This is a genomic window from Allorhizobium ampelinum S4 (assembly GCF_000016285.1).
In the GTDB taxonomy this organism is placed as follows: domain Bacteria; phylum Pseudomonadota; class Alphaproteobacteria; order Rhizobiales; family Rhizobiaceae; genus Allorhizobium; species Allorhizobium ampelinum.
In genome coordinates this window covers 1,854,322-1,869,567 of sequence record NC_011989.1, presented here as the reverse complement: position 1 = coordinate 1,869,567, position 15,246 = coordinate 1,854,322, and the positions used below count along the sequence as shown (strand labels likewise).

General features: G+C 57.2%; 17 protein-coding genes and 1 riboswitch. Of the genes, 10 read left to right on the top strand and 7 right to left on the bottom strand.

Annotated elements, in window-relative coordinates:
- Window positions 1-348: 348 nt before the first annotated feature.
- A complete protein-coding gene (locus AVI_RS08880) occupies window positions 349-2,151 on the top strand; it encodes a PHA/PHB synthase family protein (RefSeq protein ID WP_041697958.1) in 1,803 nt (600 codons plus the stop codon).
- Window positions 2,152-2,175: 24 nt separating this feature from the next.
- On the top strand, window positions 2,176-2,883 hold the full coding sequence (gene sfsA, locus AVI_RS08875; protein WP_015916048.1) for a DNA/RNA nuclease SfsA: 708 nt from the start codon (window positions 2,176-2,178) through the stop codon (window positions 2,881-2,883).
- 16 nt (window positions 2,884-2,899) lie between these two features.
- On the opposite strand, the gene AVI_RS08870 is transcribed toward sfsA, so the two are convergent.
- Window positions 2,900-3,931: a YeiH family protein gene (locus AVI_RS08870; RefSeq protein WP_417883619.1), complete on the bottom strand. Its 1,032-nt coding sequence runs from the start codon at window positions 3,929-3,931 to the stop codon at window positions 2,900-2,902.
- 70 nt (window positions 3,932-4,001) lie between these two features.
- Here AVI_RS08870 and AVI_RS08865 point away from each other — a divergent pair, with 70 nt between their 5' ends.
- The 4 genes from AVI_RS08865 (at window position 4,002) to AVI_RS08850 (ending at window position 7,165) form a co-directional block, all read left to right on the top strand.
- Window positions 4,002-4,916: a LysR family transcriptional regulator gene (locus AVI_RS08865; protein WP_156582734.1), complete on the top strand. Its 915-nt coding sequence runs from the start codon at window positions 4,002-4,004 to the stop codon at window positions 4,914-4,916.
- A gap of 125 nt (window positions 4,917-5,041) precedes the next feature.
- Window positions 5,042-5,878 carry a type I methionyl aminopeptidase gene (map, locus tag AVI_RS08860; protein WP_015916045.1) on the top strand — a complete coding sequence of 279 codons (837 nt, stop codon included), beginning with the start codon at window positions 5,042-5,044 and terminating at the stop codon, window positions 5,876-5,878.
- A 3-nt stretch (window positions 5,879-5,881) separates the two neighbouring features.
- Window positions 5,882-6,718 (top strand): RadC family protein, encoded by an 837-nt coding sequence (gene radC / locus AVI_RS08855; RefSeq protein ID WP_015916044.1) that lies wholly within the window; start codon window positions 5,882-5,884, stop codon window positions 6,716-6,718.
- Window positions 6,719-6,838: 120 nt separating this feature from the next.
- Entirely contained in the window at window positions 6,839-7,165 is a 327-nt protein-coding gene (locus AVI_RS08850; RefSeq protein ID WP_015916043.1) for a flagellar basal body rod protein FlgC, read from the top strand.
- A gap of 63 nt (window positions 7,166-7,228) precedes the next feature.
- On the opposite strand, the gene AVI_RS08845 is transcribed toward AVI_RS08850, so the two are convergent.
- A complete protein-coding gene (locus tag AVI_RS08845) occupies window positions 7,229-7,855 on the bottom strand; it encodes a LysE family translocator (protein WP_015916042.1) in 627 nt (208 codons plus the stop codon).
- Between the two features lie 462 nt (window positions 7,856-8,317).
- Here AVI_RS08845 and AVI_RS08835 point away from each other — a divergent pair, with 462 nt between their 5' ends.
- Together AVI_RS08835 and AVI_RS08830 are read left to right on the top strand one after the other, a co-directional pair.
- Window positions 8,318-9,637, top strand: a complete 1,320-nt coding sequence (locus tag AVI_RS08835; protein WP_015916041.1) for an MFS transporter — start codon at window positions 8,318-8,320, stop codon at window positions 9,635-9,637.
- A 353-nt stretch (window positions 9,638-9,990) separates the two neighbouring features.
- Window positions 9,991-10,296, top strand: a complete 306-nt coding sequence (locus tag AVI_RS08830) for a DUF1883 domain-containing protein (protein WP_015916040.1) — start codon at window positions 9,991-9,993, stop codon at window positions 10,294-10,296.
- Between the two features lie 19 nt (window positions 10,297-10,315).
- Here the strand turns inward: AVI_RS08830 and AVI_RS08825 are convergent, their stop codons facing one another.
- From AVI_RS08825 to crcB, 4 genes are all read right to left on the bottom strand, one after another.
- Window positions 10,316-11,101, bottom strand: a complete 786-nt coding sequence (locus tag AVI_RS08825) for an ATP12 family chaperone protein (protein ID WP_015916039.1) — start codon at window positions 11,099-11,101, stop codon at window positions 10,316-10,318.
- Entirely contained in the window at window positions 11,094-11,765 is a 672-nt protein-coding gene (locus AVI_RS08820) for an HAD-IA family hydrolase (RefSeq protein ID WP_015916038.1), read from the bottom strand. Before AVI_RS08820 ends, AVI_RS08825 begins: the two co-directional genes overlap by 8 nt.
- A complete protein-coding gene (locus tag AVI_RS08815) occupies window positions 11,762-12,754 on the bottom strand; it encodes an RluA family pseudouridine synthase (RefSeq protein ID WP_015916037.1) in 993 nt (330 codons plus the stop codon). The genes AVI_RS08820 and AVI_RS08815 overlap by 4 nt, the downstream gene beginning before the upstream one ends.
- A gap of 130 nt (window positions 12,755-12,884) precedes the next feature.
- Window positions 12,885-13,262: a fluoride efflux transporter CrcB gene (crcB, locus tag AVI_RS08810; RefSeq protein WP_015916036.1), complete on the bottom strand. Its 378-nt coding sequence runs from the start codon at window positions 13,260-13,262 to the stop codon at window positions 12,885-12,887.
- A 217-nt stretch (window positions 13,263-13,479) separates the two neighbouring features.
- On the opposite strand from crcB, the gene AVI_RS08805 reads away from it, so the two are divergent.
- Entirely contained in the window at window positions 13,480-13,776 is a 297-nt protein-coding gene (locus AVI_RS08805; RefSeq protein WP_041696588.1) for a hypothetical protein, read from the top strand.
- A 208-nt stretch (window positions 13,777-13,984) separates the two neighbouring features.
- Window positions 13,985-14,197, top strand: a complete 213-nt coding sequence (locus AVI_RS08800; RefSeq protein WP_041696586.1) for a hypothetical protein — start codon at window positions 13,985-13,987, stop codon at window positions 14,195-14,197.
- A gap of 98 nt (window positions 14,198-14,295) precedes the next feature.
- Here AVI_RS08800 and AVI_RS08795 read toward each other — a convergent pair whose 3' ends face one another.
- Complete coding sequence (locus AVI_RS08795; protein ID WP_015916034.1) at window positions 14,296-14,808, bottom strand: copper chaperone PCu(A)C; 513 nt, start codon at window positions 14,806-14,808, stop codon at window positions 14,296-14,298.
- Between the two features lie 264 nt (window positions 14,809-15,072).
- Window positions 15,073-15,159, top strand: a riboswitch (glycine riboswitch).
- Window positions 15,160-15,246: the final 87 nt, after the last annotated feature.

The window sequence follows — 15,246 nt, the reverse complement described above, 5'->3', positions numbered from 1 at the left end:
AAGCCGTGTGATTATTCTCACGATGCTCTTCACAACGCAAACGCGAATAACCTGCGACAAAACGCGCAAACCTTGTAAAACATGTGAGTCAAACCACACCCACACCTTTCATCTGTCTGGAACTTGTAGTCATTTTCAGGCAGGATAGGCAAATATAAAAAAGAGAAGAGCCAAGGGGAGATGGCATTGACCACAGCATCGAAGGACCAAGGTCGCGCCGGTCAATCCCGTCCCGCGTCCGACGCGCCAGAACGCGGGCCGGAAACCAGCCAAGACACCGGGCCGAAAACCAGCAAAACAGCAAACAACGCTGACGGTTCTGAATCCGAAAAGGCCGGTTTCAATCAAATGGGTTTCGACCCTTCCCTGATCGATCCCTATATCGTCAAGGACCCCGAAGCGCTGGCCGTCAATCTTGCCAAGGCGCTTGAAAACCTCGGCAAGGCGGCCTCCTCCTGGATCGCACCGCGTGAAAAGACTGGTCTTGTCGACCCTGTGGCGGAACCCGCCGTCGAATTGGTCAAGACCCTGTCAGGTGTGGCTGAATACTGGATGACCGATCCGCAGCGCAGCCTGGAGGCGCAGACTCATCTGATGACCTCCCTGTTCGGCGTCTGGATGAAGAGCCTGAGCCGCCTTTCCATGCCAGCCCAAACACCTCCACCGCCCGAACCGATCAAGGACAAGCGATTCGCGGATGCCGACTGGCAGCGCAATCCGTTCTTCGATTTTTTGCGCCAGGCCTATCTGGTCTTGTCCGACTGGGCTGAGAAACTGGTGGAAAATACGCAAGGCATGGATGAGCATGCGCGCCATAAGGCGCTGTTCTACGTCCGGCAGATGACGGCGGCGCTGTCGCCGGTCAATTTCGTCATGACCAATCCGCAGCTTTACCGCGAGACGGTCGCCACCAGCGGCGCCAATCTGGTCAAGGGCATGAAAATGTTTGCCGAGGACATGGCCGCCGGTCAGGGTGAATTGCGGATGCGCCAGACCGACACCAGCAAATTCGCGCTGGGCACCAATATGGCGCTGACGCCGGGCAAGGTCGTCGCCCAGAGCGATGTCTGCGAGGTCATTCAATATGAACCCGCCACCGACAAGGTGCTGAAGCGGCCCCTGCTGATCTGCCCGCCCTGGATCAATAAATTCTATATTCTCGATCTCAACCCCGAAAAGAGCTTCATCAAATATTGCGTCGACCAGGGCCACACCGTCTTTGTGATTTCCTGGGTCAATCCCGATCAACGCCATGCGGACAAGGACTGGCTGTCCTATATTCGCGAAGGCGTGGATTTTGCCCTCGACACCGTTGAGAAAGCCACTGGCGAAAAGAAGGTCAATGCCATCGGTTATTGCGTTGGCGGCACTCTGCTGTCTGCCGCCATGGCGTTGCATGCCAAGGAAGGCAATAGCCGTATTGCCAGCGCCACATTGTTCACCACCCAGGTGGATTTCACCCATGCAGGCGACCTGAAAGTCTTCGTGGACGAGGAACAGGTGAGCGGGCTGGAAGAAAAGATGCGGCAGAAGGGCTATCTGGACGGCTCGAAAATGGCGTCCGCCTTCAACATGCTGCGCTCCTCCGAGCTGATCTGGCCCTATTTCGTCAACAATTACCTGAAGGGTCAGGACCCGACCGCCTTCGATCTCTTGTACTGGAATGCCGATTCGACCCGGATGGCGGCGGCCAATCACTCGTTTTATCTGCGCAATTGCTATCTGGAAAACAATCTGGCGCGCGGCAAGATGCAGTTGGATGGCAAGACCCTGTCGCTGAAGGACGTGAAAATCCCGATCTACAATCTCGCCACCAAGGAAGACCATATTGCCCCGGCGAAATCGGTGTTTGTCGGATCGGCCTGCTTTGGCGGTCCCGTCACCTATGTGATGAGTGGGTCCGGCCATATCGCCGGTGTGGTCAATCCGCCCGACAAGCGTAAGTACCAGTTCTGGACCAATGGCAAGCCGGAGGGCACCTTCGAGGATTGGGTTGCCGGTGCCGAGGAAACCGCCGGTTCCTGGTGGCCGCATTGGCAGAAATGGATCGAAGGATTGGACAAACGCCGCGTGGCGGCCCGTAAACCGGGCGGCACGGCGCTGAATGCCATAGGGGATGCGCCGGGCGCTTACGTGCTGGAGCGTGTCTAAGATTGGCCGGACGATAGAAACCCCATGACTTTCGATCCACCATTGGTCGCGGCCACTTTGGTGCGCCGTTACAAACGCTTTCTCTTCGACGCCGTGTTGGAAGACGGCAGCGACATCACCGGATTTTGCGCCAATACCGGCTCGATGCGCGGATTGACTACGCCCGGTTCGCGTATCTATCTGTCACAAAGCGACAGGCCCGGCCGGAAGTATCGCTATGGGTTTGAGCTGATCGAAGCCGATGGCACTTTGGTCGGTGTCAATACCAGCCTTCCCAACCGTCTGGCTCACGAAGCGATCCGCGCCGGTCTGGTCAGCGATCTCTTACACTATCCGCAGATCCGCACCGAGCAGCGTTATGGCGAGAACTCCCGGATCGACCTTCTGTTGTCGGGTTCCGGCAAAGCGGATTGCTATGTCGAAGTCAAGAACGTCCATTTCATCCGTGAAACAGGACTGGCGGAATTTCCAGATAGCGTCACCACGAGAGGCGCGAAACATTTGACCGAAATGGCCAAGCTGGTGGCGGCAGGCAAGCGGGCGGCGATGCTCTATGTGATCCAGCGGCAGGATTGCGATGCCCTGGCGATCTGTGCCGATCTCGATCCCGTCTATGGCCGGGCCTTCACCGCCGCCATAAGCCAGGGCGTCGAAGCCTATGCGGTGAAATGCGCGATCACACCTAGAGGGATCATTCCGGCATGCGGCGTTCCCGTGCGCCTGACCGTTTAACCACATCATGATTTGACTATACCATGAAATGAATGGCCGTCAGCGCAATCGCCCCCAGAGCGAGGATCGAGAGGCTGCCCGCCGCCAGTACCCTGCCCCCCGACGCAAGCAGGCTGCGCAGATCGACCTGGAGACCAAGCGCCGCCATGGACAGGGTGGTGAGAAATCCCGACAGATGCTGCGAAGGCTCCAACAGACCATGCGGCGGGACATCCATGGATCGCGCAACCATCAAGGCCAGAAAGCCGACGATAAACCAGGGCGCCAGTTGCGCAAAGCCGATCTTACGCTCATTTTCAAGCCCGGACCCCATTCCCATACCTCTGGCACTCATCCCCAGTCCGAGCAGGACTGGCCCCAGCATCATCACCCGGATCAGCTTGACCAGCGTACCGATCTGCAGGCTGACCAGCCCGAAGGACGCTGTGGCCGCAAGCACTTGCGGAACGGCATAGACCGTCATGCCGGCCAGAATTCCGTAGTGGCGCGGGTCCAAACCGGCTTGAAAAGCCACCAGCGGCAGCAGAAGCACAACAAGAATGCCAAGCACCGCAGTAAAGGCAATGGACGACGCCACCTCGTCGGCATCAGCGCCAATCACCGGGGCTGCCGCCATGATCGCCGAATTTCCGCAAATGGAATTGCCGCAGGCAACCAGCAAAGCCAGCGGATGCGGCAATCCGATAACACGCCCAATCACATAACTGCTGACCAAGCCGCAACAGACCACGGCAATGACCCAGGCTATCAGGGTGAACCCGCTCCCGGCGATCTGACTAATGCTGACCGATGCGCCCAAAAGAACAATGGCAAGTTCCAGCACGGTTTTCGCGCAGAGGTGAATGCCTTTGTTCACGACCTGCGGCAGGATAAACAGGCTTTTGACCAAGGTGCCGAGTAAAATGCACCAGACCAGGGCATCCACAGGCATCCGCCCTGTGACACGCTGAACCGTAAAGGCGAGAGCATAGCCTCCCAAAGCGACAGCACTGGACAGGGCAATCCCAGGCGCGAGCGAAACAACGGGGCGAAACAGGCGCATTTTCAGACCTTTCCATCGGTTGGCCTGTTTTGCATGGGAAATTCATTTTACTCCAACGCATAATTGACTACAGTTCATGCAGAATTATTTCACAATCGAGATCACCGTGACACTTGAGCAATTGACCATTTTCCTTGCCGTTGCCGAGCGTCAGCATGTCACACGGGCGGCAGAGGCAATCGGCCTGACGCCGTCTGCCGTCAGCGCGGCTATCCGCGCCTTGGAGATCAATCACGATGTCCTGCTGTTCGACCGGGTTGGACGGGGTATAGAACTTACCCAGGCAGGCCGGATCTTCATCGATGAGGCCCGCGCAACGGTTGATGCCGCGAATCATGCAGCATTGGTTCTGGCCGAACTCGGCGGGTTGAGCCGGGGCAAGCTGACCATCCATGCCAGCCAGACGGTGGCCAGCCATTGGCTGCCACGCAAAATGATGCAGTTTCACGCCCTCCATCCGGATATCGAACTGGCGCTGACCATTGGCAATTCCGCCTCGGTCGCTGACGCCGTCGAGACGGGCAGAGCGGAACTGGGCTTTGTCGAGGCCGAAATACCCTCGGAGACATTGACGCACCTGGTGGTCGCAGAAGACGAAATGGTCATCGTCGTCCCATGTGGCCATCCGCTGGCAGATCCAGCCGTGGATATGCCAGCGGCGATTCTGGCCACGCCCTGGATTTTGCGGGAGCATGGTTCCGGTACGCGCGCCTATTTCGAGCAGGCATTGAAGGCGATGGAGATAGAACCGTCGTCGCTGACCGTGGCCTTGACCTTTCCATCCAATGAAGCGGTTCTATCGGCGCTTGGAGCGGGCGGCTGCGCCAGCGCGCTGTCTCGGTCGGCAGTGCAAGCGCTTGTGGCAAGCGGCGCATTGCAGATTGCCCCGATCCCACTTCCGGCTCGACATTTCACCGCCCTACGCCACCGTGAGAGGCGCATCAGTGGCGCGGCCCGTGCCTTCCTGCAAGGAGCCACTGACTGCAATTGAAGATGACCTGGGTATAGCAGACCGGAAGCGGTTAAGAATTGATCATGGCCTGCGGATCGTGATGGACGAACAACCTTTGCCTGCGGTATGTAAAAAACTGAAATTGAATGCGGGATGATAATGGAATGGTAAATTACATCGACGCGGCAACCGCGCCGCTTAAAAACACCGGTGCGATCCGTCTCTATGGCGCGGATGCGTTCGAAGCGATGCGCAAGGCCTGCCAGGTCACAGCCCGCTGCCTGGACGCCTTGGCCCCGATGGTAAAGCCCGGCGTTACCACCAATGAAATCGACAGGTTTGTCTTCGATTTTGGCATGGACAACGGCGTTCTGCCTGCAACCCTGAATTATCGCGGCTACCGGCACTCGGTCTGCACCTCGATCAACCATGTTGTCTGCCACGGTATTCCCGATGAAAAACCGTTGCGCGAAGGCGATATCGTCAATATCGACGTGACCTATGTGGTGGATGGCTGGCATGGCGATTCCAGCCGGATGTATCCGGTCGGCGAAATCAAGCGCGCCGCCGAACGTCTGCTCGAAGTCACCCATGAATGCCTGATGCGTGGCATAGAGGCCGTCAGGCCGGGAGCGCGCACGGGCGCGATCGGTGCAGCCATCCAAAGCTTTGCCGAGGCGCAGCGCTGTTCCGTGGTGCGTGATTTCTGCGGCCACGGCGTTGGCCAACTGTTTCACGACAGCCCAAATATCCTGCATTATGGCCGGCCCGACGAAGGCCCGGAAATACGCGAGGGCATGATCTTCACCATCGAGCCGATGATCAATCTGGGCAAGCCGCATGTGAAGGTATTGGCCGATGGCTGGACGGCGGTGACCCGCGACCGGTCGTTGACAGCGCAGTATGAACATACCGTCGGCGTTACCTCGTCCGGCTGCGAAATCTTCACACTGTCGCCTGCCGGGCTTGACCGTCCGGGCCTGCCTCCCTTGCAAGGCTGAGCAATGAACAAGCCTCCGCGCTTTAACGTCGACGAAACCGCCTCCTCGTCCTTCCTGCCGGAACAGGACGAGAGCTTCGATTACGAGCAGGACGAGCGCGGCTTTTTCGCCGAACAGGTCCAGAAGCCGAAGGCGATGAAAAAGGCGCCGGACACCAGTGCCAAGCAGTCTGAACATTACCATGGCCACCGGGAGCGATTGCGCCTGCGGTTCAAGGAAAAGGGCGATGAGGCGCTAGCCGATTACGAAGTGCTGGAACTGCTGTTGTTCCGGCTGATCCCACGGCGTGACACCAAACCGATTGCCAAGGCTCTGCTGGACCGGTTTGGCAGCCTTGCGGGCGTATTTGGCGCAAAACACACCCTGCTTCAGGAAGTGAAAGGCGTCGGCGAGGCCGTGGCGCTTGATCTGAAGCTGATTTCATCGGCGGCGCAGCGGATGCTGAAAAGCGAGTTGAAGGGCAAACAGATCCTATCCTCCTGGTCGAGCGTGATCGATTATTGCCACGCCGCCATGGCCTATGAAACCACTGAACAGTTCCGCATCCTGTTTCTCGACAAGCGCAATACGCTGATCGCCGATGAAGTGCAGGGCCGTGGCACGGTTGACCACACGCCCGTCTATCCGCGGGAAGTGGTCAAACGCGCGCTCGAATTATCCGCCACGGCCATTATCCTTGTGCATAACCATCCAAGTGGTGATCCGACACCATCCCGCGCCGATATTGAGATGACCAAAACCATTATCGACACGGCCAAACCTCTCGGCATCACCGTGCATGACCATGTGATCATCGGCAAACAGGGCCATGCCAGCCTGAAAGGCCTGCGGCTGATCTGAGCTTGATGTTCTAACCGTATCAGCTTGAGACATCCGCTATCTTATTGTTAAGCTTGACTGTTCAGCCTTCGGTAAACCGTGTCCGCTACACCTTGTTATACCAAGCCAAGGACGGATCAGATGAGCATTTCCGGTGTTTTGAACAGTGCAACATCAGGTATGTTGGCCCAGCAGACGCGGCTGACCAATATTGCCAGCAATATCGCCAATGCCGATACGCCCGGATATCAACGGCTGAACACCACTCTTTCGGCCAGCGGCTCAGGCGTTGCAGCAACCACAACCCGCTCCACGGACGCGCCTGCGACGCAAGACACCTCCAATGTCGATCCCTTACGTGAGATCACCGACATGATCGGCGCCGAAAACGGTCTCGCTGCCAATGCGAAAGTGTTCGAGACCGGCGCCGATATGTGGGACATGCTGATGAGCGTCAAACGCGACTAGCTCTTTGTTTTACGCATTTCCAGACGGAAAACCGCTTCACACTTTTCCTGGAAATGCTCGCCCTCACCCACCCCAATATTGCCGGGCGGCAAGGCCGAGAGAAATCAGGCCGAAGCCGATCAGCAGCACGGCGGAGCCGCGTTGAACCCAGATCGTGAAATGGTCCGGCAATCGGCTTTTCAGCCAGACGACAGCGCCGCACAGCGCAAACCACCAGATCAGCGACCCAAGAAACACCCCTGCAACCAAAAAGAACGGGCTGACTTCGCCGGTATCGGCGAGACCCGCGCCTGCAAATAATGCTGCGAAACCAAAGATTGTCGCAGGATTGGTAATCGTCAGCCCGAAGGTGGACATGGTGGTGCGGATAAAATCGCTGGCCTTGATCTGTGCTGCCGGTCGCGGTGGCCGCGCTGCAAGCATGCGGATACCGATCAGCAAAATCAGCGTGCCACCGACCAGTTTTAGCGGCAGTGATATTTCAGCCAGCAGATCCTGCATGGCGGCAAAGCCCGCTGCGGCAGCAATGGCGAAGACCATGTCGCCGATGGCAGCTCCAAGCCCGGCTGACACCCCATGCCAGAAACCACGCTCCATGGTGCGGTTGATACAGAGCGTGCCGATTGGCCCAATCGGTGCGGCCACGGCAATACCGAGCAACACGCCCTTGAGCAGCAGGATAATCAGCATGTTTTTCTCCGTCACAGAGGCCTTATCCGTGACGGATGAAAGCAGAAACAGTCATGTACCGGCAGCGCGGCGAGCCTTGACGAGGCATAACGTCGAGAACCCCATTCGGTTCGCAAATTATGCCGTGCCAGCACAGCAACGGCCCAAAAGCGCGGGCAAAGAGCTCGGGCCAGAGACGCTGTACTGCATAATTCCTCAAACCGGAACCGATTAAAGGAAAAGCTGGAACTGCAATTCCAGCACGGAACCACACCGCAACGACAACCAAAATTTTGTAGAATTCCCGTCTTGCGAGATGCCAGCCGACCATGCAACGGTTTTGCCTGTTAAAACATGCCTCCCGAAAGGCTGCAGCAGTTCGGGGAAAAGACATGCGAAAACAAATACCTATAGCATGTCGGGTGAACCCCGAATCATGCACCCCCCCATAGGGAAGAGAATCGGCACAGGTGAGGAAGCAATATGGCAGAGAGACAAAGCGCACCACCAGCGGGCGAAAATAGCGGTGATATGGCGCGTCGACTGCGCTCCATTTTCAGCGGCTCCATCGGCAATATGGTCGAATATTACGATTTTTACGTTTATTCGGCCTTTTCCCTGTATTTCGCGCCCGCTTTTTTTCCCAATAGCGATCCGACTGCGCAATTGCTCAACAGTGCTGGTATCTTTGCCGTCGGCTTTATCATGCGGCCTGTCGGCGGTTGGTTTTTTGGGGTCTATGCCGATAGCAAGGGGCGTAAATCCGCGCTGACGCTTTCGGTCCTGCTGATGTGTTTCGGGTCGCTGCTGATCGCGGTCACGCCGGGCTTTGCGACGATCGGTTATGCCGCCCCCGCCATCCTGATGCTGGCCCGCATGTTGCAGGGCCTCAGCCTTGGCGGAGAATACGGCACCAGCGCCACCTATCTTTCCGAAATGGCGACGAAAGAGCGGCGTGGCTTTTATTCGAGCTTCCAATATGTGACGCTGATCAGCGGACAGCTTTGCGCCATTCTGGTCTTGTTGCTGCTGCAAAAGCTGCTGCTAACGGGTGAGGAGCTGGAGGCCTGGGGCTGGCGCATTCCCTTCGTGATCGGCGGCGCACTGGCGATTATCGCCCTCTTCTTACGCCGCAACATGGCCGAAACCGAACAATTCCAGCGGGCGTCGGAAAAGGTGCGGACCAATCCACTGCGCGAACTGATGAAATATCCACGGCAGGTCTTCACGGTCATTGGCCTGACCCTGGGCGGTACTGTCGCCTTCTACACCTATACGACCTATATGCAGAAATTCCTTGTGAACACCGTGCATCTCAGCAAGGACGATTCGACACTGGTGTCGGCAGGCGCGCTGTTTTTCTACATGTGCCTTCAACCCCTCGTCGGATTGCTGTCCGACAAGATTGGCCGCAGACCGATCTTGATCGCCTTCGGCGTACTCGGCACGCTTTGCACCGTGCCGCTGCTAACCACGCTGAGCACCGCTTCCAATGCGCTGGAAGCCTTTTTCATCATCATCGCGGCGCTGGTGATCGTATCAGGCTATACTGCCATCAACGCAGTGGTGAAGGCGGAACTATTTCCAACCGGGGTTCGGGCGCTGGGTGTTGGCCTGCCCTATGCACTCACCGTGTCGATCTTCGGTGGCACTGCCGAATATGTCGCATTATGGTTCAAGCAGGCTGGCCATGAAAGCTGGTTCTACTGGTATGTGTCGGGATGTATCGCGGTCTCGCTGATCGTCTATGCCGTGATGCCGGATACACAAAAAACCTCCCATATCGACAGAGAAGCAGTGTGAGCGGCGGGCTTCAAACCTCCAGGAATTGCCTGAAAGGCTATGAAAAACCCCGCCCGGCATAGCCTGGGCGGGGTAACCAGAGGTTGGGGGCCGACGATCCGGCTCCGATAGGGGGGTTCGAAACCCTCACATCAGCCCCACTCACGAACGAGTGGCGAACCGATAAGTTCCACCTCATTCATCTAGGATTTCCTTAATGATCCTGTTTTATTTTAGCAGAACTTAAAAGCCACGGCTCTTTCGAGATTTTTGGATCGATTATACGATTTGAAATGATCGTAGCGACATGCAACCACGCTTCGCGCACCGGCCGCGATAACCACAATCATGCCTCGTGCGGGAGGAGGCCCATCATGACCAAACCGAGCTTTCGGTTCACCCATTACGATCTGAAGGAATTGCGGGCGGGCACCATTCTGGAAGTCCAGTTGAATGCCATCAACAACGTCCGACTGATGACCGCCAGCAATTTCCAGCGTTTCAAGGAAGGGCTGGATTACAAATTTGCCGGCGGTGTCGCCAAGAAGGCCCCGGTCAAAATCGTCGTTCCCGAGCAAGCTCATTGGCATCTGATCGTCGATATGGAGGGCCATCATGGCCTGGCGGAATCCTCGGTGAAGATGGTCGCCCCGCCAGTGAAATCCAAAAAGGCGAGCTGACACCGCTATAGCATCGAACTCAAGCGCGAGCAGCCCTCAGCACATCATAGGCGGACTGCATGTCTACGAAACGGGCCGCGCGTCGTGCTTCTGCTTCCATATCGCTGCCCCAGTGCTCGTCCGTCCAGTTTTCGTCCAGATGGGCGAGATCCCAGGCGTCGAACAATGTCAGCGCGCCATCGGCCAGCGCCAGCGCCAGAATGGCGGACCCTGTCAGCGACGTCATCACGTGCAGGCTGGCGAGCGCCACACCATCGCGATAGCGCTGCAATGCCCGCTCAAATGCCTCGATTGCGTCCGATGGCTGGGGTTGGTAGATGATGCCGCTGGTCTGAAGAACCCGTGCGCCATGCGTATCGGCAAGCCAGCCTAAAACCGGGTCCCATTTTGCACTCTGGCGCTCCACCAGTTCCTGAGGCGCATCGGCCCGGTAGCAGAGCATGTCATTGCCGCAGAACCGGACAATATCGTCCAGTACCTCTTGCGTATTGGCGCTGACAGCATCAAGCGCCGTATTCACCAGCCGGGTAACCGGCATCGTTGCGGGATCGATGAACTCACCTTGTCCCTGCCATTCGCCAGCAACCAACGCAGCCAAAGGCTCTGTCGGCAGCACGAGGGCGTTTCGGGCTGGTGTCTTGACCGTCTTGCCATCCAGAAGCACCGCATGACCATCCTGCCCCGCTGCAATGGTCACGTCTTTATAGAAGCGCTTCGGCAAGGGCTTTTTCATCTGGATCTGCGCCCGGCGTACCGGATCAGGATCGCTTAATTCAGGCGTCAGGCCCTCGAAAATATCACGCATGATGGGTCACCCCCAAAATATGAGCAAGAAGCTCGTCGGCCCGGTCTACGACGAGATGCGCACCGCTGGCCTTCAATTGGTCGGTGCTGGCGCTGCCCCAACTGACGCCGATTGCCTTGACGCCAGCGCTTCTGGCCATTTGCATATCGTAGATCGCGTCACCGATCACCACGGTATCTTTCAAATCCATCCCGGTTTCGTCGCAGCATTCCGTCACCATAGCCGGATGCGGTTTGGACGGACAATCGTCCGCCGTACGCGACACAGTGAAATAGGACTGAAAACCGTGAGCGTCGAGAACATAGTTCAAGCCGCGCCGGGATTTGCCGGTCACAGCGCCGATCAGGATTTCGTCTTCCGCAGCCAGCCGCTCGATCAACGCGCGGATACCGTCAAACAGCGGTTCGCTATAGCCGGGTGCCTGGCGCACTTCGGTAAACAGCGATTTGTAATGGTCCCGCATGGCCACCGCTTCGTCATCGACATGCTGCTTGCCGTCGATGCGGGCGATAGCGATATCCAGCGTCAGGCCCATGATGCTTTTGGTCGCAGCAAGCGTTGGCTCCGGCTTGCCGAAAGCAAGAAACGTACGGCGCATGCTCTCGTGAATGGTGCCTGCGCTGTCGATTAAGGTACCGTCACAATCGAACAGGACCAGTTTCATGCAAAGTCACCGCCATTTTCCATGTCCAGGCCCAGAAGGTTCCAGGTCTGCACCATATGCGGCGGCAAAGGCGCGGTGATGCGCAGGCGGCCGCCATCGGGATGGGGAATATCGATATGGCGGGCATGTAGATGCAGCCGCTTCTGGACGCCGCCTGGGAAATCCCAGTTGGGATCGTCGATATAATATTTTGGATCACCGATGATCGGATGGCCGATATGCAGGGCGTGGAGGCGCAGCTGATGGGTACGGCCCGTATAGGGCTCCATTTCCAGCCAGGCGAGGCTTTGCGCTGCGGTTTCAAGCACACGGTAATAGGAAACCGCGTGATCGGCACCGTCTTCTCCGTGGCGGGCGATGCGCATGCGGTCGCCGTCTTCGGTCTGTTCCTTGACCACCCAGGTGGAGATCTTGTCGTCATGCTTGCGCGGCACGCCCTTGACCAGCGCCCAATAGGTCTTCTTGGTATCACGCTCACGAAACGCTGCCGTCAGTTTCTGCGCGGCACCACGGGTGCGGGCCACCACGAGCACACCCGACGTATCCCGGTCGAGGCGATGCACGAGACGCGGCTTTTCGCCCTTCTTGCTGGTCCATGCTTCGAGCATCTGGTCGATATGGCGATTGAGGCCGGAGCCGCCCTGCACGGCCAGACCGGCAGGCTTGTTCAGCACAAAGACTTTTTCATCCTCATGCAGCAACATGCGCGCCAGCAATTCGCCATCGCCGGCGTGCTTCAGATCATGGGAGGCAATTGGCCCGGATTTCGGCGTCTTGGCATCGACATCCATCGGCGGCACACGCACGACCTGTCCGGGCTGCACGCGGGCGTCGGTTTTCACCCGGCCGCCATCGACACGGACCTGGCCGGAACGCATCAGCTTTTGCAAGGGGCCGAAGCCGAGGCCCGGATAATGGATCTTGAACCAGCGGTCGAGGCGCATGCCCGCCTCGTCTGGACCGACGGTAATATGTTCTATGCCTGCCATAAGGACGTCTTTCGTTCCCTTGGGCGCGCGCGCGCCAAACCCTGTCAATTCTATTGTGGGCTGGCTTTACCCCATTTCTGCGCCCGTGTGAAACCGCGATTGTGAAAAAACGCCTGAAACAGACAGGCCATCAGAAAAGCCAGCGGCCCACGGCAAGTCCCGCAAACACAGCGCCAACGCCAAAGCCGATACTGGCCGCCACATAAAAGGCTGGCCACAGAAGGTCGCCGCGTTCCGCAAGACTGACCGTATCCAGCATGAAGGCCGAAAAAGTCGTGAAGCCGCCGAGCAGACCGGTGATCAGCAGCATGCGCAGGTCGGCTGACGCATCAAACTTGCGGGCGATCATTTCGGCAAACAATCCGATGCAGAAAGACCCTATGAGATTGACCGAAAACGTACCCCAGGGAAGAAACGGACCGAACAGCCTGATTGTGACGATGCCGACCCAATATCGCAACACCGATCCGACCGCGCCGCCAAGGGCAACATATATCACGTCCTTCATCGTTTTCCGGGCCTCGCTTGTTTCCTGCATCCCTTTGTGCGTCATCCGGCAGGACGGGCAAAGAAAAAATCAACGCAGTTTACAGCTTTCCCGGCATGTTTTTCTCAACACAAACCGCTGGAATCCGGTCGGTCTTTAAAATGCGATTCATTTATTTAAGTCACGATAGAATTTGTCGTGATGAAATGGCAACAGCTAAACAGATCATGTGAGTGCCATGGTTCAAGTTCTTTCGGTTTCGGCCACCACGGCCGGCTATATTTCGGATACGTTGAAGCCGGTGCAAAAGCCAGGCCGCTCAACCTATGTCGAACAGATCAACCGGCAGATCAGCGTCAAAAAGGCAATCGCCAAGACGCAAGGCATCAACCGAACGGCCATCGAAACCCTGCGGGATAGCTCGGCCATCGGCTTGCACTTCATGAAGGCGGGTGAAAACAAGCAACCCCGCGCCAGCCTGGAAGAAACCAAACAGGCCTATCAGGAATCCGAGGATGCCGGCCTCAAAGCGTAATCAAGCCTGAAAGCGTCATACAGAGCGCAGCATTCCGATTGTCGTAAACCATTACCGGAACAACATCACACAGTCCGCGTTTGTCATCGACGCTGCATGCTGCTGCGCGAGTGCGCATAAGTTTCGCAGGATGCAGCGTATAGACCTGGCGCATGATGCCCCCAACCGATCTAGTTGAAGGGATGATGCTGCATAAAGGAGGTTCGCGATGCATAAGGACGCTAAAGCCCGTAACGCTGTCGAACATACGGAAAAACCTATTCCTGCCGGAACGAAGTCTGGCAACACCGGACAAGCGGCTGATAATCTTCCAGCCGGGCCGCATTCCAAGGAACATTTGATCGACCGGGAGAAAACGCCCGGCAGTGGAACCCTGCCAGGGGAACAAGATGGGCCAAATGTCGATGCCGGAACCGGTTGATGCAAGGTTCCGATAAAGCAAGCCGACTGGTCTCAAATGATGACTAAAGACGGACGATTATCGAAATGAACTGGCGCCGCGTCCATTGGCGCGGCGTTTTACCTGCCGCGTATCGTCACCACGGGCATCGCCAGTTCGAGCTTACCAGCCTTCTCGAAGGTTAACGTTACCGGTATAGTCTGGTTCGCCTTGAAGGGCATCTGCACACCCATGAACATCAGATGGTAACCGCCCGGTTCCATTTTCAATGTGGCGCCAGGGGCAATGGCAAAACCATCTGGTATTTTTCGCATTTTCATGATCGTGCCTTGCATGACCATTTCATGCAATTCCACCCGCATGGCACGCGGCGATGAGATTGCAATCAGCTTATCTTCCACGGAGCCGGTATTGGTGATCGTCACGAAACCACCGCCGACGGGCTGGCCCGGGATCATCGCTTTCAAATAGCCATCGCTGATCTTAAGCGATCCAAGTGTCGCGGTAATCGCCTGCGCGGGCGCGGCCATATCGCCCTTTGCCGTCATAGCGGCATGATCCATTTCTTCTGACGCAGCCCCGCTGGCGGCAAGCATGATGACAATGGCTGAAGCTAAAAATGTCTTGGTCATTATTGTCTTCCTCTCTCCCAAGTCTTCCGGCGGCAATCTCCGTTGCGCCGAAAGCACTTATCTGGAGCCTGAGCGAATTGGCGAGGGAAAGCAAGAGATCTCCGCGCCCGGCGCCCTTTCCGCAGGCTGTATAATAATATTGCTTTATCACGGTCATTGAACGTGCATTTGCCCTGGATCAAACAGCGCTGCGCTGCGACAAAAATTTGGCTGAGAACGACCGGTAGCACTTGCCAAGAGCCCCCCACTCCGGATAATTGCGCCATCACCTTGTAGGGAGAATCCGGTTCAGTCCGGTGCCGAAGGAGCAACCGCCCCGGAAACTCTCAGGCAAACGGACCACAAGGCGTAAACTGCACTCTGGAGAGAGGCTTGATTGCAAAACCAAGCCGCGCCGAAGGGATAACAATCTCAGGCAAACGGACAGAGGGGGCTCAT